Below are 24,516 nucleotides of genomic sequence, written 5' to 3'. Positions count from 1 at the left end.
CTCTTTCTATAAAGCGGACAGCCTGTTAATAAACTTATCTAAGGCTTCTTTACGTACGCCACTCAATTCTGTTCTGGCTAATGAGATAGCCTTACCGCAATCTCCAGTCATAGCTATATAGATTGACTTGTACCTAATGTAGCTTCTGTATGTTTGGGAATTTTTTGACTCTTTATCATCAAGAAGTGCAATTGCTTGCTTAAGTTTATCTGTATTCTTAAATTGGATAGCCAAATCTGCCAATGTCAAGATAGGATAAGTAACTTCTGGAAACCTTCTTATCGTTTCTTCAAGTAGTTTGTATGCACCTATAACATCATTATCAAAGTGAGCAAGTATCTTTGCACGCGCACTGCTATACATTTCTTGAGCTCTATCAGTAGGATCTGACTCAAGTCTTCCTACGATTTCTTCTATGAGTGATCTTTCAGCTTGATTTTTATCTTTTTGAAATATGCATGAAAGATAATTGTTGGCATTTATCGGATTATTAGGAGCCCGGATATATATTTGTTTTGCGAGTTCATAAGCAAGCTCATATTCATCGCTTTGCATATAAACTAGCACCAACTCACTTTTAGCCCTAAAATCGTTTGGACGCTTTTCCAGAACTTTATTATAGCTACTTATTGCTCTATCCTGACTACCTTGTATTCGATAATAAAACCCATGCAAAAACGATTTTTCAGGCTCGTGCACATGTTTCACAACACCAAAAAACTCAGGATCCCTAAGGCGAGCAAGAGCCTGACACTTTAAAAAATAAATATGTGAGAGAACGTTCTTGTGGAGATACGATGAATTTTGCAAAACTCTATCAGATAATCTCAACACTTCTTTATAGTTAGAACCACCTCCTCTCTTATATATGGTTCTAATTGTTTTAATAAAATATGAAGGAACCAACAATCTATCTGGAACATCTTCGCCAGAAATCAATGCTTCTTGTATAGAGAATATATAATCGGAAATATCTCTATTATCATCTTCGTTGCTATTTATAAACTCTTGCACATGGCTTTTAAGTTTATCTGTGAATTCTGTGGGCATTCCAAAGCGGCTTCGATCAATGTAATCTTTTATCACCTCATTAACTCTAATATAGTCGCCGGACGCGCCTAGCCGCTCACAGACAGAGCTCAATAAAAAATCGCTCAGTATAGGAAAATAGGTTTCCTCATCCGTTAATTCGAATAGAAAGTCGAAACTTATGAACTCAAACTTTGACAAAAAATAAAGAAAATTAAGAGCTTGTTGGTTATTCTTAAGCGAATCGATAACGAGCTTCGCCTTATCGGTAGCGTATTCTTGAATAAGGTGAGAATTCTTTTTGGCCTCAAATACACTACTTTCAGCGATCATGTCCACTGCATAAATAACCTGCTCAGGATAACCGGTAAGAATATCTGAAAAAAATCCGAGCTCGTCACGTGACAATTCTAAACCTCTGAATTTTGTGTACCGAGATAACAGTCCATTGCGCTCGGATTTTTCCAGTTCGGGAATCTCCTCCATATAGAACACAGGATTTCTATGTTTCAAAGACCTATTGGCTCGAAATTTACTCGAGATACAAAATGTCAAATGCTCTCTGTCAGCTATATTGTTAATGATGTTGGTAAACCAATCAACTATTTCACCATTAAACTGAACTATTGCGCCTCTATCTTCAATTAACACACGTTCTTTTTCAGATACTATGCCATTAACAAGAACTGATGCAATCTTATTTTTTTCATGCAAATCCGTTTTTAGCAGGTCTTCTGTATTTATCGCATCTGTAAAACCAAGATCGTTGATTTTTAAAATAAAATCCTCAACGCTATCACTTTCATCCAACGAGACTTGAGGCAACTCATACGAATCCCTAATCACGTTTGACTTTTTAAGCGAGTGCTTTATAAATGACTTTCTACCTATAGAGTTTAGTCCTGAAGCAATAAATACAAGAGGGGGATCCTTTTCATAATCATCAAACCTTTCTTCCACATGTTTTATCTTTGCATTTCTACCAACAAATATTTTCTCTCTTTCGCGTAAAGTAGGATGATTTTTCCAAGTTAACTCTCGCAGCCTAGAATTAATCTTTCGAGCAGCAACTTTTGGCTGTCGGATATGCTGAATGTTAAATCCTTCTTTCATCCAACTAGGTATTCTAGTGTCTTCAAAAGTAATTTTTTCATCAATAATTATTGGGTATATCCTATCAATTTTCCCTATATCAACCTTTTCTTTTGCCATGAAAACTTCATTTTTCACCCATTCCGATTCCAAAGCCGATTCAGATATAAAGATCACAAAAAGGGAAGTTTCATCCAACCCATTGATTATTTCCTCGCCAGGAGACATACCGGCTTCGAAAGTATCCTCGTCATAAATTATCGACTCTTTCCTAATTATATTTTTAACAATACTCACATAGCCTTCTTTATCAGTAGAACTATGAGACAAAAAGCACTTAATCATTTAGCATCCTTAATTTTTACATGAAACGACATTAAAACATCCATCGTGCGAGTGGATAAACGTACTGGCATGATTGTCTGAAAAATATATACAAGCAATTTTCCTAACGTATAATTCTATCTAGCAATTTCAATCAATATGTATCTAAAGCTCGTTCAGTTATTACAACTCTTTCTGAAATTTATAACTTTATTTTAGGCTTTCTTAAGCTTCGCACACAATGGCTCACTTAAAAATTCATATAGAAAAACATGTGCACTTATGCAATAAGTAACAACATTTTCCTAAGCTTTAACAACGTTGACTGGTGATTCGCGAATCAGTTGTTACAAGCCAATTAGTACCCATCGGCTACCACATCTGTACTTCATTATTTAAGCAGTATTCATCATTTCCCAACGTCTGTAAAACACAATCACCTGAGACTTTAGACCACTCTGCACCGCTACTCATTGGAACGCCTCGGCACAGTGAGGCCTTAACAGAAATGCCTTTCTATACTATCGGCCAGTCGGTGGACTGGCTTTAGGATCTTCTTACCATCTTGCCCAAGGAAAGCGCATAAATCCGCATGATTTCGCATGACTTCCATGCACCCAAAACCCGCCTACAGCCCAGCAATAGCGGGCTTTGGCCCATTTTTTCGGGGTGCATGAAGAATTGCCCCACAAGCGAACACCGCAGGCGGGCGGGGGACGACGCGCCGTGGGGTGCGGCGGTTTGGGTGGGCCTACTCCCTGGCAACCTAGCCATATAGCCGCTGTGTGCCGCTGTAAGCTTCGCTAATGCCTTGAAACGAGAAAGCCCCGCACAAGGCGAGGCTTTGGCTTGAGGGGCATGATTGAGCGCTAAGCGGCGGTATCGTCGCTATCCAGTTCCTCAATGCTGGGTACGTAGCTCATTTGCGCTTCAAGCTCTTTCAGCTCACGCGGGAAGCGAATAGGTGAGTAACGACCACCATCGTCATATAGTCCTCAAACGGTAGGCGCTCTGGCACCTCGGTTCCTGGCAGCATCACACGCTCATGGTTAACAGGTATTCGGCTAAGGAACAGATCCCCAAGCGCGGCAATCTGGCGCTTATGCACTTCTCTGTTCAGCTGAGCGTTATCATCACCCGATAGTACTGCCCTGTAAGCTGCTCCTTTCTGCATACCGGCATCAATACCTAGCGAGGCCATGAAAGCATGGTCATTGCAGGTATCAGTATCGACTCGCTCAAACAGGTACTTCACCACTACCGCTAACTCAGCCATGCACTCCGTGTTTTGAGAAAGCTTGTCTACTGCTGAAATCAGGCGATTATGTGTCACTAGGTCGATTAGCCTATTCTTATCCTGAACCAGTAAGCTGCGCGCCAGATAGGTATGCATCTTGATCCACTGGGCCTGTGGTTCGAGTAACGCGATCATCTCCTTGATTTGCTCGGCCTCAAGCTTGGATTGGGTTTTCTGCTTAATCGTGTCGCGCACAGTTTTGGTCTGTTTGCCAAACCCCTTCAGAAAGCTAAGTTTCCACTCCCCATCGGCTTCTTCCCCTTGCTGCTCTAGGGCGCTCATTGTTTTTTTGAGCCGGTCAATTTCATTGCATACCTCTGATAACTTACGACGACGCGTGAGATATACCTTTAATCCCTTCTCGACTTTCCTGTGCAGCTCCTCCTCTGAAATGCACTGGGCGATTTCAGGCGCACCAAAGTAGCTAAGGGATCGTCCAGGTGCTTTGCCACCTGGGGCAGGCGCTTGTGCTTCCGGTTGTGCGGCTTCCATAGTCTGGCCCTCGTTGCTGTTAAGGTCGGTCTGCTGGGTGTTAGTGGCTGGTTGGTTCATCAGGCCCTCCATTGGGCGGTTGGGGTGCAGGGTGACGATGTGGAGCCAAGGCCCCACGGTTGGGAAAACGGAAGAAAGAAGAAAAGCGCCTGCCAGAAAGGGGGATGGGTCACGGCAAGGAGACAATTAGGAAGTGTTCGCATAACGAACGAAGCCACTCCCCTATAATTCCCCTGACTGATTTCAAAAACGTGGGCAACGTGGCAACATCGGTAACAACATTGATTTAATTGATATTTTTTTTGGCAACCTGTAGCCGCTTTTTTAAAACGGCAACAGACGAAATCAGGTGCTCTATAGATATAAAGATATGTGTTGCCTTTGTTGCCACCTCTCTTATTAATAGGCAACGGCTGCAAGCCGCATGGTTGCTGGGCGTTGCCGTTGTAGCCAGTGTTGCCACAGAAACTAGGTTCACGCGTAAAAAGCCCCTGCATCATTCTCCCCCTCGCTCGCCGTCCAGCTTGTCGGGATCGATGACGAAAAAGCGCGTGCTCCCTCCTCCTGGCAGGCGGTAGTTTTTCTGGCGGCGGCCACTGTCGGTTTTGGCAAGCACGTTGTAGGTTTCCAGGGTGCGTATCACGCGGTCACGGCCATAGCCTGCGGCGGCCTCTGCCAGTGAGGCACGGTTGAATAGGTACAGGCGCTTACCGTCCTCGACTTCGAAGTAACCCGCCCGGTGCTTAATACCTGGGTTGGGTAGATGGGCAGTGATGTCAGAAAAGCGGCTATCCCCGTGCATGGCGATAAAATCTGATAGCGCGCTAAGTATTTGCCGGTCTTCTGCGTTACCGTCGCCTACCCTGGCTATCCACTCGCGGAAAAGCTGTCGGCTTGCATTGGCGGCGGTGCCTTCTTCCCACGGCAAAATTCCGTAAGTGGTTGCCAGCTCGCCTGCCAGCCCAATGATGGCGAAGCGATCCGCTACCCTTCCCGCCTGGGGGCCTTCAGAGTTGAATCCTTCCCGTACCTCAGCAAACCGCCGATAAAAGTAGTCAGGGTCGGTTTCCTTGATTAAATGCTCCACAAAGGCGGGGCCAATCATGCCGAAGTGGTGCGCTGTGGCCGTGGTCAGCTTTCTATGGAAGGTCGCTCCACCCATGCCGTGTACATCGTCAAAGGCGCGGTAAGTGCGGGTGCCTGCGTTCACGTCTACCATGCGCAGTTCTGCCCCGGCGTGGGCAGCATTGCCTGAAATAGCAGCGTGTTCGGTAAGCGAGCGCTCCCCGCTGGAAAGCGCTAAAACGCGCCAATACAGCTTAGGCCGCCCTTCACGCTCGCGGGTCATGGTGCCCTTGCCCGTGCCGTTAGCGATGGCGTAGGCCATTTCTTGCACGCGCTTGGGGTCGGCGCGCTTGATTTCGTCCAGGATCAGCACCGTGTCATTACGTGACGATGCCTCGATCTCGATACCGCCCCGGGACATATCCCACGATGCAGCAAACCGGCTGGGGTCGCCCCACACCGTGGCGGCGAGTGCCTGGGCGAGTGATTTACCGCTTGAGGAATCGCCCACCAGATGCACACCGCCACCGTTCACGCCCACTTTGGAAAGTAGTGGCCCAGCCAGCGCACAACAGACGGAGAGGATCAACACCGGGTTGCCCTGGCAGTAGGTGGCCAGCTCGCTTTTCCAGCCTTCCAACGTGCCGCGCTCTGTGAACAGGTGGGCCCCTTTACCGCTATCCTGAAAACGAACGTCTTCACCCCCCAAGATACGGCTAGGCAGTACAAAGGCCCCGCTACGCTCGTGCCACCCTGGCTTTGTGGTGGTTGCTAAAATCCGCGTTAGGCCGTGGTGGCTGGCGATATAGGCAGGTACGTAACGGCGCTGGTGATAATCCACCTCCAGTCCCTGGCGGAGCAGGGCTTTCAGAACTTCCTCCCCTTTGCCTGCCAACGCTTCCATAGGCATCACGTACTCAATGGCGTGGCCACGATGCTTAAAGCGCAGCAAGCGCCCTACGCTGCCATCATCGCTATTGATCGTTTCCGCTTGCACGTAGAGCGGTGCGCAAAGCCAAAGATCAAACGGCTGTCCTGCTTCATCGCTGTTGGTGTGCTTGATGCCGTGGTACCAAGTGCCTGCACGGAACTGCTTGCCCTCGACGATGGTTGGCCCCTCGTACACTGCAAACGACGGGCGTTCTAAGGTGTCGATCTTGGGTGCTGTGGGCTTGCCCACCAGAGCAAGATGCGCTTGCTGTTCTTGCGTGTTGTGCTCGCTCATTTGGCCTTCCTTTGCTGGCTGTGCCAGCGAGCCAAGTCATTAAAATCGCTGAGCGAGTCGGGCGCATCTGGTGGCCATGTGGGAAATAACACCAAAGCGCCTACGGATAGCGCGGCGGCATTGGCCGCTGTGCGGCCTGGGTTTCCCGGCGTTAAGCGGTCATCGTCACCGGCAATCACCATATCCAGCGTGTGGTAGCGATCCCGAAGCGTTTCCGCTACCGCGGCCAAATTGCCCGCATTCATGGCGCACGCCACAGGCTCCCCGGTATGGGCGTGAAGCGTGGCGCCAGTCGCCCAGCCTTCACAGATAAACAACTGCCGACCGGCCTGCACTTTGCCAAGGGGCGCATAAGCGCCCCTTACACGTCCTCCCTTTAAAAACCGCTTCTGGCCTTGCGGGTCGATACACTGCAAATTGACTAACTGCCCATCCGCATAAAGCGGCACAAGCAGTTGCCCCTGGGCGGATTGCCGTAAGTGATGGGGCTTTACCCCCTTATCAACCAAATAGGGATGCGCAGGATTAGCGGGGGCTGCGGTATGCCATAACCGTTGGGCAGCCTGAGCGGCGCGGGCCTGGGCGGCTATCCTTGCCGTTTCCGCCTGCTTACGCCGTTGGGCTTTCCCTGGCACCTCGCAGGGCTTTGGAAGCGGTGCAGTTGAGCTGCCTGAGCGTTGGAAGATGCCCAGCCCAAGCTGCTCGTCAATGAGCATGGCCGCGTCGATCTGTCGGCAGTTGCGTAGGTAACTGAGCAGGGATACGAGATCCCCGCCGTGGGCGTCTTGGTCGGCAAAGTCGTTCCACTTGCCTGAGGTGAGCGACACACCAAACGAGCCTGGGCAGGCATCGGCGCGTGCTGTGTTGCGCGCTACCCACTCGCTGCCCTGGCGCTCCCCATCAGGCAGCCACTCAGCTAACAGAATGTCAGCGCTGTTGAGGGCAACAGCCGCCACCTGCTGAATTTTTTGGATAGTCGTTTTAGCCATGTGCGCCCCCCTTCTTGGCAGGCGCTTGTTGGCGTTTAGCGACTTTACGGGCAACCATAATCAGATCAAGAGAGTCAGCTAGCAGAAAGCGCGATGCTATTGCCACATTAGCTAAATCACGGGCATCGGCGCTGGCTCCTGGCGTGTCCATTTGGCAAAGCGTAAACATCAAGTTGCTAGCGGCTTCCAGACGGCTTTCTGCTTGGTCAAATAGCGCGTCCTGGTCGGCGCGAGGATCGATCAATAAGCATTCGGCCTCTGTCAGGCAAGGGGCATCTTCCAGGCGTGGAGTAGTGCTTAGCTTAGTCATGGCTTACCTCCTCGACGCAGAGGCGCTCGAGCTCGAGAAGTAGCTGGTCATGATCATGATAAGAGAGGACATTTAGCGCGGTGGCCATGCGTGCCATACCCAGCAGCTGGTGTAGCTGTTCAGGCTTGCGGTTAACGCGGTAGGCAATCAGTTTTGCACCGATCAGCGCTGTTACGACTTGCGAGGGAGGATTTTGGGTGTGCGTGGACGCACCTTGGCTGTGATTGGCCATGGGTAAGCTCCTAGATATTTCCTCGGAACCGCCCCGGCTGTCGCCAAACAGACTGGGGGCGGACTGCGCAGGGTTGGCGAACCGGCTATCTAGGGAACCGGCAGACCCGAAGGTCTCCCCACGCAGCCCGCCATAACATAGCTTTACGGGCACAAAAAAAGCGCCTGCAATGCTAGTGGCGCTACTGCGCCTAGATAGTCTCAGGTCGCCAAACCTGACCATAGATTTTGCTACGGTATTTATATAGTAAGCATTCCTTAGCGTTCCTCGCAAGCTTTCCAGGCGGCAAATTGTGCTTAATTTGATAGATTTCATGTGTACCCTTTCATTTTGCTTCGCTTTGGCTCCAGTGCTCCCCCGCTCTGGAGCCTTTTTTACGATTTTTGGACAAACCTTCCCCATACCCGCTGGGCATTGCCCAGCAGCGTTACGGCTATTTTTTAAGAACTAGGGGTTAGCAGTCGGTTTCGACGTCACCAGCAGGCGGGTGTTTGCTGAACCGCTGGGCACTTCCACCCTGATCATTCAACAACCTGGCGTAGATATTTCCTGTGGTGCCCTTCTGGAACGTTTTTTCGCGTGGGGTACGCATAGCATCCATCATGGCGGTTGACATCATGACCACATCCTCAGCGGTCAGCTTCAGCGTGGTGCCATTAACGGTGACTTCAAACTGGTTCATGCGCGTTGCTCCTGCGGTTGAGTGGTCATGCGTAGCGGTGCCGGGCAGTTTTCCAGGCGTTGGCGTTTACGCTCCTCGAGGCAGTTGGCAATCCAGCTATCTACCTCCTCCTCCAGCCATGCCACGCTTTTACCGCCAATCGGTACCGGGGCGGGAAAGGTGCCCTGGCGGATGCCTTCGTAAATGGCTGAACGGCTCTTTCCGGTTTTCTGCTCCACGTCTTTACGGCGCAGCAAGCGATTGCCAAGCGCGATCTTGCTCACCGTTTTGAAAGGGGTGGTTTGTGTGGTTTCGGTCATTGGCTCATGTCCTCGTGATGTTATTCCGGGTAAGTGCCTCTATAGCCCTAGTAAGCTTGAGGCCCATGCCAACACCTATCCAGCAGCGCCCGGTGTAAGAAGGGCTACTTACACCGAGGTACTAATTTATGCCTTGCAAACTTAATAAGCCGCTGCTGGGGCAGCGGCTTGTGAGTAAGGTCATAAGCGGGTGGGCATGGTTATGGCCTTGTGCAAGGCGCCTTGACGTTTATCCACACAAAGCCACAAGCTTGACGCCAACCACAATGAACATAGCCAGGTAGAGAGGCCCATGAGCGATATTGCCACCACCGATACAGGCACCAATGAAACCTCAGAGCGCGCCCTGCCCAACAACGGCTTTTGGCCTGACATAGACCCTGGCCAGCCACCTCGCATGCATTACCAAGTGATCGATGGCCTCTCAAAAGGCCCTCTATTGGAAAATGCGTTGATTGAGGCCATGACCCCCGTCAATTCTGCGCTCATGCCCTGGCAAGCGGAAAAAGAAAAGGCAGGCTACAGCGCACTTTCAGCCGTGCATGTGCCCTTGTGGCAGGACGAGGACGCGTACCACTGCTTATACCTTCGAGCGCTATTCTCAACAGCTTTTGCCAAGCTACTTGAGACCTATCCATATATTGATATATCACCGTTGGGCATGGAGCGAGCTAAGGCCATCGGTGGCTTCTGGCGAGACGCCACCTGGGCAGTAAGTGAGATTTTAGAGCGACCTGTAAGGGCGGATATTCTGACTAATTTGGAGTGAGGTGGGGTAGTGAGAGCCTATGGTCAATCAATAATCGAAAAGGCCCTCTGCTGGGGGCCTTTTTAAGTTATGTCTCCATATTCTTCTAATTGCAATTATTCATCTTCGTCTTCTGATTCTTCATGCAGGCCAACGCCTGTATGTATATCGCCTATGCTGACCAATGTTCCACGGATGAATTCACCAGTTTGCTCATTAAAAACAGCAGAATATTCAACCTCTACACTTTTATGAGTGTTTTCAAAAAATGCCTCCTTCAGTCTTTCCTCTTTTCTAGTACCTAAATGCCCCATGTTGTACTGAATAGTAATTTGGCGATCAAATTGAGGAGAGTAGAAGCTGACAGTAACAATTTGACGTACAATCAACCTCTTAACATGCTCAAGAGCGACAACTTCCGTAAAGGTCGTGGAGTCTGATGTTATTGGCCTATCGTGAGTGATTCGCTCAATATCTTCCTCAGTTAGCTCTCGACCTGAATAATTTATCCGATCAGCATCACTTACTGACTGAACGATATTACGGTGCCCGGCTTCTACATGCCGACGGAAACCAGTGATCGCTTCGTCAGCCCGTTCACTAGAAGTCGCAGCTTGTCTTACGATTTCCGCAATCTCTGAAGTATGTGCATAGTCGTTATCTTGGGCTTCAATATCAATACGAGCCATTTCTTGCTCATGTTGTTGACCAAGATATGAGTCAAAGGCGAAGTAACCGGCAGCAATAGACGCCAGTAAAACTATCGTTGCCATCTTTTGCTTAGGTGTCATCTCTGAAAAACCGTCCTTTACGCATTGGGCTATGGCATCAAATATTTTTCCAAGCCCCTCAGATATGACATCAGAACACCCTTCCGAAATCCTGAAGGTGATGGAGTCAAAAAGCGCTACATCTTCCTTTCTTAGCCTCTGAAGGTTGCTGGTACCGTACTTAATTTCAGCATAGCCGCGTTTCAGTTGGTAAACAAAATCATAGAGCGACTTTGCAAGCTCTGGAGTAATTGTGCCGTGATACTTGTCACCCTCAATTTTTATTTTCAGGCTTGGCCATTGAGAGAAATCTAGCTTTTCTATTTGATCTATTGAGCTGTCTTCAAGCAGCCCCAAAATTTGCTCAACTCCAGTTAAAACAATCTTATCGTCTGCCATCACTCGCTCCCCTGAAAGGTATTATCGGCCACCACCTCTACGGGGGGCTAATCAATATTAACTTTAAAAGTGACCAAACTGCTACCGGCTCATTCTTGCTTCAGCAATATCAAGACGATAGCCCACAGTTGCGGCTCTCGGTTCCAAAGAGGTGGTCTGCCCAAAATTGCATCATGGCGGGCCGCTGATCCGGTGCCATGTGTTGGGCATGGGTATAGACACCCTCGATCCCTGGCAGCTTGTGCGATAGCTGGACTTCGATCCACTCCCTTGGGTAACCCAGTTCTTTAAGGCCGGTGGCTACCACATGGCGCGTCCCGTGTGGTACGTGCCGCCCCTCATAGCCCATGCGCTTTAATGCCATGCCAAATGCGGTATTCGAAAGGGGTTGCCTTGGATCGTTACGGCCTGGGAATAGCAACTTGAAAGAGCCTGTTAGCTTATGCAGGTATCGCAGCTCTTCAACCGCCTGGGTTGGCAGGGGCACTTGGTGCGCCTTGCCCATCTTCATTCGCTCGGCAGAGATCTGCCACACCCCGGCTTGCAGATCGATTTCTTTCCATTCAGCCATGCGCAGTTCACCAGGGCGCACGGCCGTCAGCAGCAGCATTTTTAAGCCAATACGCACGATAGGGCTTTTGTCGTACGCCTCAATGTCGCGCACAAGCTCAGGTAGCTCTTGCTGGGGTATATGATGAAAGCTCCCCTTCTTGTAAGGCTTCAGCGCTGTATTTAGATCAGTAAGGGGGTTGTAGCTGGCTCTGCCGGTAATGATGGCGTAGCGGTAAATATCCCTGCAAAAAGCGTGTAGGCGTCGCCTCTGCTCGAATTTACCCGCATCTTCCAGGCTGCGCAGCATTTCCAGCCACTCAAGGGGCTGAATGGTTTCAATGGCGCGATCCCCCACTTTGGGGAAAACGTACATTTCAAGCACGCGCTTACTGTCATTGGCCCGTTTAGAGCTTTCTTTCCAGCGCGGCACCATTGAGGCGTGCCACTCCATGGCCAGCACTTTAAAAGTGTTCTCGGCGGCGTATTGCTGTTTACGTTTGTCTTCCTGCTTTTGCTCAACCGGGTCGATGCCCTGGGCCAGCAGGCGCTTGATATTCGTACGTTTTTCTCTCGCTTCTGCAAGGCTCACATCAGGGTAAACGCCAAGACTGGTCATGTTTCGCTTGCCGTTAGGGCGTGTGTAGCGAAAACGCCAGCCACGGCTCCCGTTAGGCGAGATCCTAAGTTCTAATCCTTGGCCATCGGAGAGGGTGGACTTTCGTGCCAGGTTTGGTTGCGGTTATCTGTCGTACAGTTAGCGTCATGGTGGCATACCAAGCATCTTTGAACGGAGGTATATACCATTCTGTATACCACTTGAAAGCCGGTTTTGAAAGGAATGCTGGGGAACAAGCGGGGCTAAAAAATAATGTCTTTCAGTGTGTTACACATCATTTTTGGATTTCTCAGGACTTCTTAAAACAGTGGGGTGGCGTCCCTGGCAGGAGTCGAACCTGCGACCTGCCGCTTAGGAGGCGGCTGCTCTATCCTACTGAGCTACAGGGACTTATGAGGGCGAGCAGTATAACCGCTGGCGCAGCGCAGGCCAAGGCAACAGCACTATATCCAGCCGAGCAGACGCAGCGAGAAAATGCCGGCAGTCACCGTCACACTGGCCATGAGCGTGGTGATGGCGATGATATTGGCGGCCAGGGCGACGTTGCCGCCAATCGCCTTGACCATCACAAAGCTTGCCGCCGCAGTGGGGCTGGCAAAGAACAGAAATAGCAGGCCCAGCTCGCGGCCGGAAAAGCCGATCAGCCAGGCGGCCCCCGTCGACAGCGCAGGGAGTACCACCATCTTCATCACGCTGGCACTCAAGGCGACCTGCTGGCTATCGCGCAGGCTACGTACCGATAGCGTCGCGCCAATGCAAATCAGCGCCAACGGCAGCGTGAGAGAGGCAAAATAATCGCCCGAGGTCATCAACCAACGGGGCAGCGAGACCGACCCGACGGTGAACGGCAGCGCCGCCAATACGCTGATGATCAGGGGGTTGGTGGCGATCTTCCACATCAGACTGCGCCAGTCGGTGGCCTGTCCCGGCTGATACATGGCCAGGACCACCACCGAGAGCACGTTGTACGTCACTATCACCACCCCCAGTAATAGGCTGCCGGCGGAAAGTCCGTAGTCGCCATACATCCCCGCCGCCAACGCCAGCCCTACCACGCCACAGTTGCCGCGAAATGCGCCTTGCACATAGACACCACGCTCCTGACGCGGGATCCGAAAGCTCGCCCATCCCCAACTGAGCGCACATTGGCAAAGCGTCGCCAGGGCGAAAAACACCAATAGCGGTATATCCAGTGCCACAGACAGATCGGCGTTAACCAAACTCAGGAAGATAAGCGTCGGCAAGGTCGCCTTGAAAACCAGGGCAGAGGCAGTCGCGACAAACGCCCTATCGATCCACCCCATGCGCTTCAACGCCAAGCCGACAAACACCATGGCAAAGACGGGCAGAGTGACGTCAAGGGTGCGGGCAAACAGCTCAGATAGACTCACGGTCAGCGGGCTCTTTTCGTTGATGGGCGTCGTTAAAGCAGTGCTTGCTTATATTCTACCGTTGACAGTGTTTTGTCGACTGGCTGGACACTGCGGACGGCATCATGGAAAGTATTTTAAAACGCGCCTATAACAGAAAGGTTGCCCATGGTATCGCCCGCCGGACACCACAACGAAGCGCAGCGCTTGTTTACTCTGAAACGCTACACGCTGGGCGATCAGACCCAAGACCCTGAACTGGATCGCATTACCCGACTGACCGCCACGCTCTGCCAGATGCCTATCGGGCTCATCACCCTCGTGGACGATACCCATGCGTGGTGTAAGAGCGGCATTGGAAGCGCTACTGCCTCTATTCCACGTGACGATGCCTTTTGCACCCACACCATTGCAACTGCCGACCTGCTTGAAGTACCCGATGCGGCACAGGATCCTCGCTTCGCGCACTTGCCCCTGGTGGTCGAGCCTCCTGAAATCCGCTTCTACGCAGGAGTGCCGTTAATCGCCCATAACGGCCAGGCGATTGGTTCGCTTTGTGTCATGGACATGCGGCCGCGCCAATTGACTCCACTTCAGCGCGAGCTGTTGAGCCAGCTCGCCAATAACGTCATGTTACAGCTCGAGTGTCACCTGGCCTCACGTGGCCAGCATGCCATCAGTCAGGCAGGGATCGGCATTTGGGAAATGGATATTCCCAGCCGGGATACGTACTGGAATGATGTGATCTACCAGCTCTACGGCATTGGTGAAAACGACGATATCAACATGTTTCGCCACTTGAATGTTTACGTGGATGAGGACAAAGCACGCCTGCAGCAGGCACTGGATGCCGCCGCTGACCACCAGCGGGCGTTCAGCGATATCTACCAGCTAGTGACACCCAAGGGCCTCGAGCGCTGGGTACGCATTACCGGCAACCCGGTGATGACCAACGGCCATGTTGCCCAGCTCATCGGCACCATGATCGATGTGACCCCACGCAAACGTATCGAAACCCAACTGCTAAAGCAGCAGGCGCTGGAACATGCCATTATGCGCGCCCAGGCAAGCTTCATTGACGAGCGTGACAATACCCAAGCGCTCAATCTTCTACTGGATGACCTGTTAGCGCTCACCGACAGCGAATACGGCTTCATTGGTGAAGTACTCAGGGATCAACAGCAAGCGCCTTATCTGGTCGCCCATGCGATAACCGATATCACCTGGGACGCCGCATCACGTGACTTTTACGCGCAGAATGCGCCCAGCGGCATGATATTCAGCAATCTCGACACCCTGTTTGGCCATGCCATGCGTCATGAGGAGGTCGTCATTGCCAACCAGCCCGACCAGGATCCTCGCCGGGGCGGGCTACCTCCCGGCCACCCTCCGCTTAACGCCTTTCTAGGGGTGCCGATCCATTTACACGGCCACTGCATTGCCATGATCGGCCTGGCAAATCGTCCGGGCGGGTATGACACGGCACTTGTCGATTTTCTGGCGCCGCTGCTGGGCAGCATTGGGCAGCTGGTGAACAGCCTGCGTGTCCATCGCCAGCAACGCGACGATCAGAACGCCATCGCGCGCCTTTCCATGGTCGCCAAAAAAACCAGCAATGGGGTAGTGATCACCGATACCCGGGGCCGTATCGAGTGGATCAATGAAGGGTTTACCCGTTTGAGTGGCTATACCCTGGACGATGCCAAAGGCAAGACGCCAGGGGAGCTGCTCCAGGGATCACAAACGGATCCGGACACCCTCGCGCGCATCTCGAAAGCCCTCGCAAACAAGCAGGGGTTTGAAGAAGAACTGCTCAACTACCGACAGGATGGCTCGCCCTACTGGGTGCATATCAGCTGCAACCCGCTGCCCGAAAGCGAAAACGGCAGCGAGGGGTTTATTGCCATTCAGTCAGACATCAGCGACAGCAAAGCCCACGAAGAGGCCCTCTACAAAGCCGCCAACATTGATGAACTCACCGGCCTTGCCAACCGGCGTCTGGTCAAGGAAAAGCTAGCCCGTTACTGCCTTGAGGCGACAGACGATCAGCCTATCAATGTACACGTAATGAACCTGGACGATTTCAAGCGGCTCAACGAACTACTCGGCTATCAAGCCGGCAACGATCTGCTGGTCAGTGTTGCACGACGCCTGGCAACCTTGACCGATTGCGACGGCGTCTGCGGTCGCCTGAGCGGTGATGAGTTCGCGGTCGTCACCCGCTCAGCCATTACCGCCTCAAGCCTGCAGCGCTGCATTCACGAAACGCTGTATCTGGCAGGCCAGCCCATCAAGCTGAGTACCTGCGTGGGCACAACGTATTATCCACACGACAACGGTGATCCAGACACTCTGATCCGGCATGCCTATCAAGCGCTGTACCAGGCTAAAGCGGCAGGCCCCTCCCAGCAGGCCGTCTACAACCCCGACGAGGAACAGTCGACGCGCAACCGGCAAAAGCAGCGCAGCGCCATCCATGCCGGGTTGGCAAAAGGCGAATTCCAGCTTTTTTATCAGCCCCAGGTCAACCTGCAATCCCAGGAAGTCATCGGGGTCGAGGCGCTGATTCGCTGGCAACATCCACAGGAAGGCCTGCTCTCGCCAGCGGCGTTTCTACCGCTGGTCGAAGGCACCGATCTCGAATATGACCTTGGCGAATGGGTGATCGAAGCCGCCCTCAAGCAGCAGACCCTATGGCAGCAGCAATCGATTGACCTGCCTACCAGCGTGAACATCAGCCCAAGGCATTTATTGCATCCCGGCTTCCTGCCACGACTGCAGTCGCTGCTTGACGCCTACCCGCATATCGAATCGCGCCAGTTATCGCTGGAGATATTGGAATCGGCCACATTCGACGATATGCAGGCGGCACTCGCGGTGCTCTCCGCCTGCCACACCTTGGGCATTGATGTGGCCCTGGACGATTTCGGAACGGGATATTCATCCCTGGCGTATTTTCGTCGACTGCCCGTACAGCTGATCAAGGTAGACCGCGACTTTGTCCGCGACATGCTGAGCAGCCAGGATGACCGCGCCATCGTAGAAAGCATTATCTTTCTGGCCAGGAAATTTTCCCGCCCGGTGCTTGCCGAGGGGGTTGAAACCATGGCGCATGCCAGTGCCTTGCTCGCCCTGGGTTGCCACCTGGCGCAGGGATACGGCATTGCCCGCCCCATGCCGGCGGTAGAGATACCTACCTGGCTGGCGCAGTGGCAAGCACAACGCTGCGGACACTAGTCAAAAAGCTGTATCGGATCTGCGGCTTCTTCATCATCATGTAGCTTAATGACGACGCCGTTACGTCCTTTATCCTTGGCCGCATAGCTGCCCGCATCCGCTCGCGCTACCGCATCTTCGGTACTGCTGTCATCTTCATGGAAGGTGGTGACGCCGATGCTCAGCGTGACGCGGTACTCCTTGCCTTCATGGACGACGGAAATCTCGCCAACGGAATTGCGCAGCGCCTCTGCAATCCTCCGTGCCTGGCTCAGTGTGCAGCTGGGCAGCAGAACGCCGAACTCATCGCCTCCCTGACGGGCCACATGGTCGCTGCGGCGCACTTCCCAGGCCACTACCTGGGCAATACGCCGGAGCATTTCGTCGCCCAGCGCGTGACCGCCTTCATCGTTGATCGGCTTGAAATGATCCAGGTCGAAGAGCAGCAAGGCCGAGGGGGTACTGGTCTTTTGAAAGTCGGCGAATGCCTCGTCCAAACGCCGTTCGAAGCCTCGCCGATTCAGCAGGCCGGTCAAGGGGTCGTGCTCGGCTTCCCAACGCTGTATGGCTTCCAGTTCGCGACGCTCGGTGATGTCCTTGACGACCCCCACCAGCCCCAGGGAATGGCCGCCCTGGGACAGCATGACCACGCGAGCGTGAATATCCAGCCACAAGGTTTCACCGTCTGTTCGCTCGAAACGCAACTGACGAACAAAATCACTGCCCGTTTTCAGGCTGTGCTGCCACATATCCATGGCGCCCTCACGATCGTCAGGGTGAATCTGTCGCAGCCAGGCTTCCATGGGCACCTCGGCCTGGATGCCCAGCATTCCCAGCAGCGAGGGGTTCATATAGGTAATATGCCCGTCGAAGTTGGCCACGAACATGCCCTGGGGGGTCGCATTGAGCACCGAGTCGAGAAACGCTTCGCGCTCCTGGAGGTTGGTCATCAACACTTGTCGTTCGTCTTCCACGCGGTTGAAGGTACCCGCCACATGCTGCAACTCCTGCATGTGAGTGCCTAGCTGCACGCGCTCACGCTCGCCGCGCCCCACCTCGCCGATCTGTCTGGCGAGATGCTTGAGCGGCGACAGCATGCGGCGTAAAAGCACCCACAACAGCGGCAACATGAGCAGGGTCAGGGCAACGCCCAGCCACCAGAGCCGCTGTAAAAAACCGCTTAACGGCTGCTGGGCCTGATCGTTGGGCAAATACAGGCCGACGATCCAGTCAGCAGGCCACACCTGGCGGTAGGATTGAAACGAGCGTTCGCCATTGAGCAGCGGCGCTTCGGCTTCCCCTTCCCACCCGTCCAGCGCCAGCCCCAACCAGGGGTTAAAGTCGTTGTCGGGCACCTCATTCATGATCAGGCCGCGGTTCGGATGGTATAGAATCTTGCCCGACGACGTGGCGACGCCGGCATAGCCGTCTTCACCGAGCCTTACCCGCGACAGGCGATCAAAGAGGCCGCCGGAATGCAGGCTCACAATGCCCCCGACAAAACCGTCAAACTCACCGTCTGAACCGGTACGTGGGACGCTTACCAATACCATGGGAATGCCGCTGGCACGCCCCACAAAGGGTTCGCTGACGTAGGGCATCCGAGTGCCGCGCAGCATTTTAAAATACTCAAGCGGCGCAGTATCCAGCCCTTCGCGCCCTTCGACATTGGGCCAGTCGGCAATTACCCGACCATTGGCATTGACAACCACGACGCCCTCAAACCAGGCCATCAAGGCTGCATTTTGCTTAAGGGTGGTGCGGAGCGTGTTTCTGTCCGCCCCCGGCTCCAACTGGTCATTCAAGCGGGTCAGCGCATCAAAACGCGTTTCAATCTGCTCGGCCACCTCATCGGCCAGCAAGGTGGACTCATAGCGCAGATGCGCCATATTGGTGGCCTTGACCATGGCAGTGCCTAGCTGCCAAGCCATTCCCAGCACCAGTATGACCACCAACAGCCAGGTAACCGCCAGCCCCATCAGCAGGCGGTTCTGGAGTGAACCGAAGCAGGTTCTGCGGTTTAAAAGGCGAGCCAAACCAAACCGCCCCGCTTAATGTTTATCATAACCAACCATTTTTGATACCAGTGCCTTTGAGGACGTTACCACTATAGTAACGTTGTATGAGCGACGACCACAAAAGAATTAAGCGTGACTCGCCCCTGGGTGAGCAGTCGCCATCCAATCCATAACACTCTCACAGGGTGTCGTCACAAGGGAGGGCGACACTTATTAATGCCGGAGCCCCCTTGTACAAGCTCATACACGTTACTCTCCAGACCTCAGCCTTGTTGTCGGGACTGATGAGTCGCAATGACACATTGCGCGTATTTTAGCTCCTTGCATCAATTCAGCCGACGGATACGCAACTCATAGTTATTGACACCGGAATGGGCTGAGCCAAACTTCTGACCGCTCACACGCACGCGGTAACGTCCTGACTCAAGGTTAGTGGTCAAGTCAACGTCCCCATCGAAGCCCTCACCGGCACCTTCGGCAACGACACGATTCTGCTCGTCCAATATGTCGACTTCGATGCGGTACGTGTCCTCATACCCTGTCGGATACGTCGACGTGGTGAGCTGAATACGCCCCGCCTCGGCCATCTCGAAAGTAAGCACTTCGCCGCTGGCGCGGATTTTCACGTCACTCACGATTTCTTCGAACGTATTCGCAGCGGGCTGCGCCTGTTTGGTTGAAGACTCGGCTGACGCCTGCTGACTGCTTGCGGTAGAGGGCTCGGCATCCGCTGCGTCCATTACATCGTCGTTGGCACCAGACGAACGCGATTCATCCTGCGAAGCCCCTGCACCCAAGGCGACAACGGCATCATTTTGACGAACAAATACCGAGCGCCCGCCCCGCTCACCATTGCCGGTAAAGGCAATGCCCGCACCATCGCTTACTGAGTCCTCGACCACCTGACCTTGCGCATTCAAGCCCGCCACAGAAATCGAATAGCCGTCCCCTGCTTTACCGCGAGTACCGAATCGACGCCCCTCAACGCGGAGCGTGTAGTCGCCCGGCGCCAGCGCTTCTTGCATCGCGAGGCCGCCGTTCTGCCCCAGTGCTTCGCTGCGCGCAATGACCTCACCGTTGCTATTCAGAAGCTCTGCAGCAATCTGGTAGTCGTCCGAAAACCCACTGGTCACATTGCTGGAAAACCGGTATTGACCTGGCTCATCGACCGTCACTTTATGCGTGTTCACGCTGCCAAACAAGAATCGCTGGCTGCTGGCATCCGTGCGGGACTGCAGTATGCCCGTCAGATCCATCCCCCGCCCTTCTTCGCGAAAGCGGTCCTGAGTCTCGCTGGCCGAGGCAAAGGGCGCGGCTGCCAAGACATTGATCGCCACGACGCCAGCCAATACATAACGTATGTTCATAAGCATTCACCTAGTAAGCAAAAAAGCCGACCCCATGGGGCCGGCTCTATGTAAACCCTGGGGCTAGTATTAGCCCTGGCAGGATTTAGAACAGGTAGGTTACACCTACACCAACGCCGTCGCCTTCGTCGTTCGGCTTGTCACGCAGTGCGCCTTCGACCCAGGTGTACATCGCGTCAGAGATGTTGTATGTAGCGCCCAGGATTACTTCGTTGTAGGTCTCGTCACGATCTTGGTCGCCCTGAAGAGACTCATCCAGTTCGCTCAGGAAAGTACCGGAGCCAACGTCGATGTACTGGTAGGCACCGTAGATGTCGCCGTTGCCGTAGCCGTAACGTGCGCCGACAGCATAGAAGTTGGTGGAGTCGCCGTCGCTGATGTCAGAGTCGAAACGCTCAACCTTGGCAGAAAGACGCAGCGTATCGATGGTGTACTGACCGGTGATGCCGTACTGGTCGCCAACACTGTCAACGTCGCCGTTAGCGTCTGCATAAACGGTGTTATCCAGGTTGTCGTATACAGCGGCGATAGAGAACGCGCCAGCGGTGTACTTGGCGCCACCGAAGAAGGAGGCGTTGCTGCTGCCTTGGTCAACGCCGCTGTCGGCAGAGTCGACGTCGCCTTTGTACTGGGTACCTACCGCAAACTGCACGCCACCGAATGACGGAGAGGTATAGGTTACCTTGTCAGTCTGCTGGTCAGCGCCGTTACCGTGAGCGGAAGTGGAGTCGCTTACGTCAAAGCCTTCATTGTTGGTGATCGGATCCTGAATCCAGTCGTCGATCAGCTGGTCGTAAGAACCCAGACGAACGTCACCAAAGTTGCCTTTCAGACCAACAAAGGCGGTGTCGCCAGCGTCGCTGTCATCAGTGGCAGTCGCCATTTCGTCGGCTTTGATGTCGTCAAGCTCAAGCTTGAGGTAACCGGTCAGATCGCGCGTGATGGCATGCTCAGCGGCGAAGCCGAAAGTGGTACCATTGTCTTGGATACCGTCTTGCGCATCGCCATTGGCATCGTTGATGCTGTAATAAGCGATCTGGATGTTGCCGTACAGGTCAAGCTTGGTGCCGTCTTCGTTGTAGACGGTCGCTGCCTGGGCGCCAGAGGCGAAGGCCGCACCGGCGATAGCAGTTGCTAAAAGTGTCTTTTTCATGGTGTAGGTTCCTTAACTAGCTTACTGTTTCGATCGTTTCTGTTCGACCTGCGGTCGACAGTCGGCTTGCTGGGTATGCTCTTTTTTCATTTGCCGAGTGCTTGGCACACGGCTCAACGCGGCATTTCCTCAACTAAGCCTTGTTATAGTCCAATGCTCGCAAGGCAAACTCTATACCGGGATTCCGAGGAACGCAATAGAAAAAAACAGTGTTTTTTTATTATTCGCGCTTTTTTTTGGAACCACACCCATTTGAGGCGGTCTTAACGGCTTTGAAATTTCTGTTTCAAACCCAGCAACTTATCTTCCAGGCTGAGTGATTTCTCGGACAAGTCAGGCTCGGACGGCGTTTTTTCAGCTTTCACGGTCTTGGGCGACGGCGCTTTTTTCTGGGGGCTGGTGGCTTTAGGGCTGGACTGCCCCCCTTGCTTTCGCCTGGATCGCTCGACGGGGGTGGCGGCCGCCTGTTGAGCGCGCTTTTCGGCGGCGTGACGGGCGGCTTCAGCGTCTACCACGCCGGCATCGTTGCCCGCCAGGTCTATCCGCCTGGCGCCTTCGCGCACCGATTTTACGTAGCGCGGCAGGTTGACGTAGTTGGCCAGGGCGCGGCGGATAAGCTTGCCTGACCAGGGCTCGCACGCCGCGAGATCATGATGAATCCCCACCTTCAGCGGTTGGGTGTGCCCCTTGAAGAACGCCTCCGGGTAGCGCTGATACCATTGTTCCAGAAGCGCATGGGGCGAAGGCGGCTCGTCTTTTTCAGCGGGCTCCACGGGTAACGCATCGCCATCGCTCGTTTGCGATGACGCCGCCTCCTGCGCCTGAGCAAGCAACCGCCTCAGCTCGGCGTTTTCTTCACGCAGCGTTATTAGCTCAGCCTGGGCGATCTCCCAACGCCGCTCCAGATCGTCTAATAGCTGTCTGGGGCTTTCTGACTCAGGGCTTATCGACATCCAAGGCTCTCCTTCCCTTCGCAGGCCTAGGCCTCGATGCGCTCGTAGGTAACAAACGCATAATCCGGCTGCTGTTCATTTGGCTGCCCGGCAATGCGCTGGGTTTCACGCCACTCGTTTGAATCTATGGGAGGGAAGTACGCATCACCTTGCACCTCCATGTCAACTTCCGTGACATAAAGCCGCGTGGCATAGGGCATGGCCTGGCGATAGATCTCGCCGCCCCCCATCACCATGATTTCTTCGGCCGCCTCGATCGTTGCCTGCTGGTCGGCAAGCGCCAGCGCAGACGGCAGGTCATGGCACACCCGGACGCCTTCGTGGGCAAAGTCCTGCTGTCGCGTCACCACGATATTCAATCGGTTAGGCAATGGCTTGCCGATCGAGGCAAAGGTCTTGCGCCCCATCACCAGCGGTTTGGCCTGGGTCATTCGCTTGAAGAACTTGAGATCCTCCGGCAGGTACCAGGGGAGCTGGCCGTCGACCCCAATGACGCGGTTGTTGGCCATTGCCACCATCATGGCAACGGGCACGAGGGGGTCGACGTGCGTATCCAACTGAGAAGAGGCCTGACTCATACCGCCACCTCGGCTTTGATATGCGGCTGGGGATGATAATCGACGATATCGATATCATCGAACCGGAAGTCGAAAAGGTTGCTTACCTGGGGGTTCAAGTGCAGCGCTGGCGGCGCCGTGGGGGTGCGGCCGAGCTGCTCCCTGGCCTGCTCCAGGTGATTGCTGTAAAGGTGGGCATCGCCCAGGGTATGCACAAACTCGCCGGGTTCAAGCCCTGTGACCTGGGCCACCATGCTCAGCAGCAAGGCGTAGCTGGCAATATTGAACGGCACGCCCAGGAAAATATCCGCGCTGCGCTGGTAAAGCTGACAGGAAAGCCGGCCGTTGGCGACGTAGAATTGAAACAGGCAATGGCACGGCGGCAGCTGCATCTCATCGACCAGCGCCGGGTTCCATGCCGAGACGATCAGCCGACGCGACTGGGGCGAGGTACGAATCTGCTCCAGCACATTGGCGATCTGGTCGACGCTGCCACCTCTGGGGTCGGGCCAGCTACGCCACTGATAACCATAAACCGGCCCCAGGTCGCCGTTTTCGTCCGCCCACTCGTCCCAGATACGCACCCCGTTATCCTTCAGGTAGGCAATGTTGGTGTCGCCCTTCAGGAACCACAGCAGCTCGTGGATGATGGAGCGCACATGCAGCTTTTTGGTCGTCAACAGCGGAAAGCCGCGCGACAGATCAAAGCGCATCTGGTGGCCAAACACCGAACGGGTGCCCACCCCGGTGCGGTCGTGGCGGTCGTCTCCCTGATCCAGCACGGTTTGCATCAGGTCGAGGTAGGGCTGTTCGAGTGCCTCGTTCATCGGCGTCGTTGCAGTCACATTAATCCCAGCTTGTGTCATCGGTTCATTTCTATTCTATACGTGTGAACAGCTATCTAACAGACAGCCACTCACCGCTTCCCGCTTACGTCTGCTTGGTTCCCGCTCACCGCATCTACCGGCTGCTGGCGCGACCAGGCGATCATGGCAGCGCCCAGCGCGATCATGGGCAGCGTCAGCACCATCCCCATGGTCACCCAGCCAAAGGCGACAAAACCGATGTGGGCATCCGGCATGCGGACAAACTCCACCAGGAAGCGGAAAACGCCGTAACACAGCAGGAACACCCCCGACATGAAGCCACGGGCCTTGGGCTCGGCCGATGCCCACCAGAGGATGCAAAACAGCACGAGACCTTCGAGCAACGCCTCGTAAAGCGCAGACGGGTGGCGCGGTGCCGGCCCCATGCCAGGAAACGGCATCCCCCAGGGGAGCGAGGTCACACGCCCGGGCAGTTCGTGGTTAATAAAATTACCGATCCGCCCGGCGCCCAGGCCGATAGGCGCCAGGGGGGCAACAAAGTCCGTGAGCGTGAACAGTGCCAACTGCTTGCGCCGGGCAAACAACCAGGCGGCGAGGAATACGCCGATCAACCCGCCATGGAAACTCATACCGCCATCCCAGACCTTGAACACCCATAGCGGGTCGGCGGCCCACTGATCCAACCCGTAAAACAGGGCGTAGCCCAAGCGTCCCCCTGCCACGACCCCAATGGCACAGTAAAACAGCAGGTCGCCGATATCGTCGCGGTTCAGGCCGATGCGCGCCGCGCGACGGCACCCCAGCCACCAGGCGGCAACAAAGCCGACGACATACATCAGTCCGTACCAGTGGACTTGCAGCGGCCCGATGGCAATGGCAACGGGGTCGATGGTGGGATAGTTAATCATCTAGGTTCTCTTGAAGGTGTCTGTGC

Annotated in this window: 20 protein-coding genes and 1 tRNA gene; 2 read left to right on the top strand and 19 right to left on the bottom strand. The window is 53.9% G+C overall.

All coding sequences use genetic code 11. The annotated features are described in order from the left end of the window. Nucleotides 1-6 precede the first annotated feature (6 nt). From QC815_RS02595 to QC815_RS02560, 8 genes are all read right to left on the bottom strand, one after another. Nucleotides 7-2,466: a TIR domain-containing protein gene (locus QC815_RS02595; protein WP_309766810.1), complete on the bottom strand. Its 2,460-nt coding sequence runs from the start codon at nt 2,464-2,466 to the stop codon at nt 7-9. A gap of 919 nt (nt 2,467-3,385) precedes the next feature. Further along, nucleotides 3,386-4,294, bottom strand: a complete 909-nt coding sequence (locus QC815_RS02590) for a hypothetical protein (protein ID WP_309766809.1) — start codon at nt 4,292-4,294, stop codon at nt 3,386-3,388. Nucleotides 4,295-4,730: 436 nt separating this feature from the next. Beyond that, the gene (locus tag QC815_RS02585; RefSeq protein ID WP_309766806.1) at nt 4,731-6,524 is read right to left on the bottom strand and encodes a DUF927 domain-containing protein; all 1,794 of its coding nucleotides are present in this window, start codon (nt 6,522-6,524) and stop codon (nt 4,731-4,733) included. Then, entirely contained in the window at nt 6,521-7,513 is a 993-nt protein-coding gene (locus tag QC815_RS02580; RefSeq protein ID WP_309766804.1) for a toprim domain-containing protein, read from the bottom strand. The genes QC815_RS02585 and QC815_RS02580 overlap by 4 nt, the downstream gene beginning before the upstream one ends. Then, entirely contained in the window at nt 7,506-7,823 is a 318-nt protein-coding gene (locus tag QC815_RS02575; protein WP_309766802.1) for a hypothetical protein, read from the bottom strand. Before QC815_RS02575 ends, QC815_RS02580 begins: the two co-directional genes overlap by 8 nt. Further along, nucleotides 7,816-8,055 carry a hypothetical protein gene (locus QC815_RS02570; RefSeq protein ID WP_309766800.1) on the bottom strand — a complete coding sequence of 80 codons (240 nt, stop codon included), beginning with the start codon at nt 8,053-8,055 and terminating at the stop codon, nt 7,816-7,818. The genes QC815_RS02575 and QC815_RS02570 overlap by 8 nt, the downstream gene beginning before the upstream one ends. 454 nt (nt 8,056-8,509) lie before the next feature. Then, nucleotides 8,510-8,737, bottom strand: coding sequence for a hypothetical protein (locus QC815_RS02565; RefSeq protein WP_309766798.1), 228 nt, complete (start codon nt 8,735-8,737; stop codon nt 8,510-8,512). Further along, nucleotides 8,734-9,036, bottom strand: coding sequence for a helix-turn-helix transcriptional regulator (locus QC815_RS02560; RefSeq protein ID WP_309766796.1), 303 nt, complete (start codon nt 9,034-9,036; stop codon nt 8,734-8,736). Before QC815_RS02560 ends, QC815_RS02565 begins: the two co-directional genes overlap by 4 nt. 292 nt (nt 9,037-9,328) lie before the next feature. Here QC815_RS02560 and QC815_RS02555 point away from each other — a divergent pair, with 292 nt between their 5' ends. Further along, the gene (locus tag QC815_RS02555; RefSeq protein ID WP_309766794.1) at nt 9,329-9,805 is read left to right on the top strand and encodes a head completion/stabilization protein; all 477 of its coding nucleotides are present in this window, start codon (nt 9,329-9,331) and stop codon (nt 9,803-9,805) included. 95 nt (nt 9,806-9,900) lie between these two features. Here the strand turns inward: QC815_RS02555 and QC815_RS02550 are convergent, their stop codons facing one another. The 4 genes from QC815_RS02550 to QC815_RS02535 form a co-directional block, all read right to left on the bottom strand. Further along, nucleotides 9,901-10,953 carry a hypothetical protein gene (locus QC815_RS02550; protein ID WP_309766792.1) on the bottom strand — a complete coding sequence of 351 codons (1,053 nt, stop codon included), beginning with the start codon at nt 10,951-10,953 and terminating at the stop codon, nt 9,901-9,903. 109 nt (nt 10,954-11,062) lie between these two features. Beyond that, nucleotides 11,063-12,232, bottom strand: a complete 1,170-nt coding sequence (locus tag QC815_RS02545) for a tyrosine-type recombinase/integrase (RefSeq protein WP_309767064.1) — start codon at nt 12,230-12,232, stop codon at nt 11,063-11,065. A gap of 202 nt (nt 12,233-12,434) precedes the next feature. Continuing rightward, nucleotides 12,435-12,511 (bottom strand) — tRNA-Arg (locus QC815_RS02540). 53 nt (nt 12,512-12,564) lie between these two features. Continuing rightward, nucleotides 12,565-13,512, bottom strand: a complete 948-nt coding sequence (locus QC815_RS02535) for an AEC family transporter (protein ID WP_309766790.1) — start codon at nt 13,510-13,512, stop codon at nt 12,565-12,567. 147 nt (nt 13,513-13,659) lie between these two features. On the opposite strand from QC815_RS02535, the gene QC815_RS02530 reads away from it, so the two are divergent. Next, nucleotides 13,660-16,728, top strand: a complete 3,069-nt coding sequence (locus tag QC815_RS02530) for a sensor domain-containing phosphodiesterase (RefSeq protein ID WP_309766788.1) — start codon at nt 13,660-13,662, stop codon at nt 16,726-16,728. On the opposite strand, the gene QC815_RS02525 is transcribed toward QC815_RS02530, so the two are convergent. The 7 genes from QC815_RS02525 to lgt form a co-directional block, all read right to left on the bottom strand. Next, on the bottom strand, nt 16,725-18,686 hold the full coding sequence (locus QC815_RS02525) for a sensor domain-containing diguanylate cyclase (RefSeq protein WP_309767062.1): 1,962 nt from the start codon (nt 18,684-18,686) through the stop codon (nt 16,725-16,727). The genes QC815_RS02530 and QC815_RS02525 overlap by 4 nt on opposite strands. Nucleotides 18,687-19,051: 365 nt before the next feature. Continuing rightward, on the bottom strand, nt 19,052-20,092 hold the full coding sequence (locus tag QC815_RS02520) for a hypothetical protein (RefSeq protein WP_309766786.1): 1,041 nt from the start codon (nt 20,090-20,092) through the stop codon (nt 19,052-19,054). Between the two features lie 85 nt (nt 20,093-20,177). Next, a complete protein-coding gene (locus tag QC815_RS02515) occupies nt 20,178-21,245 on the bottom strand; it encodes a porin (protein ID WP_309766784.1) in 1,068 nt (355 codons plus the stop codon). Nucleotides 21,246-21,508: 263 nt separating this feature from the next. Continuing rightward, nucleotides 21,509-22,198, bottom strand: coding sequence for a ProQ/FINO family protein (locus QC815_RS02510; protein WP_309766782.1), 690 nt, complete (start codon nt 22,196-22,198; stop codon nt 21,509-21,511). Nucleotides 22,199-22,224: 26 nt separating this feature from the next. Beyond that, entirely contained in the window at nt 22,225-22,776 is a 552-nt protein-coding gene (locus tag QC815_RS02505) for a dihydrofolate reductase (protein WP_230446506.1), read from the bottom strand. After that, entirely contained in the window at nt 22,773-23,600 is an 828-nt protein-coding gene (locus QC815_RS02500; RefSeq protein WP_309766780.1) for a thymidylate synthase, read from the bottom strand. The genes QC815_RS02505 and QC815_RS02500 overlap by 4 nt, the downstream gene beginning before the upstream one ends. A gap of 71 nt (nt 23,601-23,671) precedes the next feature. Further along, nucleotides 23,672-24,490, bottom strand: coding sequence for a prolipoprotein diacylglyceryl transferase (gene lgt, locus QC815_RS02495; RefSeq protein ID WP_309766778.1), 819 nt, complete (start codon nt 24,488-24,490; stop codon nt 23,672-23,674). Between the last annotated feature and the right edge of the window lie 26 nt (nt 24,491-24,516).

The organism is Vreelandella gomseomensis, from assembly GCF_031451645.1.
Taxonomy (GTDB): Bacteria; Pseudomonadota; Gammaproteobacteria; order Pseudomonadales; family Halomonadaceae; genus Vreelandella; species Vreelandella gomseomensis.
This window is presented reverse-complemented; position numbering and strand designations above follow the sequence as displayed.

Bases quoted from the DNA above. Each gene is read 5' to 3' on its own strand.
- QC815_RS02565 (WP_309766798.1), bottom strand. From the start codon at position 8,737: ATGAACCAGTTTGAAGTCACCGTTAATGGCACCACGCTGAAGCTGACC.
- QC815_RS02570 (WP_309766800.1), bottom strand. From the start codon at position 8,055: ATGGCCAATCACAGCCAAGGTGCGTCCACGCACACCCAAAATCCTCCC.
- QC815_RS02515 (WP_309766784.1), bottom strand. From the start codon at position 21,245: ATGAAAAAGACACTTTTAGCAACTGCTATCGCCGGTGCGGCCTTCGCC.
- lgt (WP_309766778.1), bottom strand. From the start codon at position 24,490: ATGATTAACTATCCCACCATCGACCCCGTTGCCATTGCCATCGGGCCG.
- QC815_RS02560 (WP_309766796.1), bottom strand. From the start codon at position 9,036: ATGACCGAAACCACACAAACCACCCCTTTCAAAACGGTGAGCAAGATC.
- QC815_RS02555 (WP_309766794.1), top strand. From the start codon at position 9,329: ATGAGCGATATTGCCACCACCGATACAGGCACCAATGAAACCTCAGAG.
- QC815_RS02595 (WP_309766810.1), bottom strand. From the start codon at position 2,466: ATGATTAAGTGCTTTTTGTCTCATAGTTCTACTGATAAAGAAGGCTAT.
- QC815_RS02575 (WP_309766802.1), bottom strand. From the start codon at position 7,823: ATGACTAAGCTAAGCACTACTCCACGCCTGGAAGATGCCCCTTGCCTG.
- QC815_RS02550 (WP_309766792.1), bottom strand. From the start codon at position 10,953: ATGGCAGACGATAAGATTGTTTTAACTGGAGTTGAGCAAATTTTGGGG.
- QC815_RS02590 (WP_309766809.1), bottom strand. From the start codon at position 4,294: ATGAACCAACCAGCCACTAACACCCAGCAGACCGACCTTAACAGCAAC.
- QC815_RS02510 (WP_309766782.1), bottom strand. From the start codon at position 22,198: ATGTCGATAAGCCCTGAGTCAGAAAGCCCCAGACAGCTATTAGACGAT.
- QC815_RS02525 (WP_309767062.1), bottom strand. From the start codon at position 18,686: ATGGGGCTGGCGGTTACCTGGCTGTTGGTGGTCATACTGGTGCTGGGA.
- QC815_RS02580 (WP_309766804.1), bottom strand. From the start codon at position 7,513: ATGGCTAAAACGACTATCCAAAAAATTCAGCAGGTGGCGGCTGTTGCC.
- QC815_RS02585 (WP_309766806.1), bottom strand. From the start codon at position 6,524: ATGAGCGAGCACAACACGCAAGAACAGCAAGCGCATCTTGCTCTGGTG.
- QC815_RS02530 (WP_309766788.1), top strand. From the start codon at position 13,660: ATGGTATCGCCCGCCGGACACCACAACGAAGCGCAGCGCTTGTTTACT.
- QC815_RS02520 (WP_309766786.1), bottom strand. From the start codon at position 20,092: ATGAACATACGTTATGTATTGGCTGGCGTCGTGGCGATCAATGTCTTG.
- QC815_RS02505 (WP_230446506.1), bottom strand. From the start codon at position 22,776: ATGAGTCAGGCCTCTTCTCAGTTGGATACGCACGTCGACCCCCTCGTG.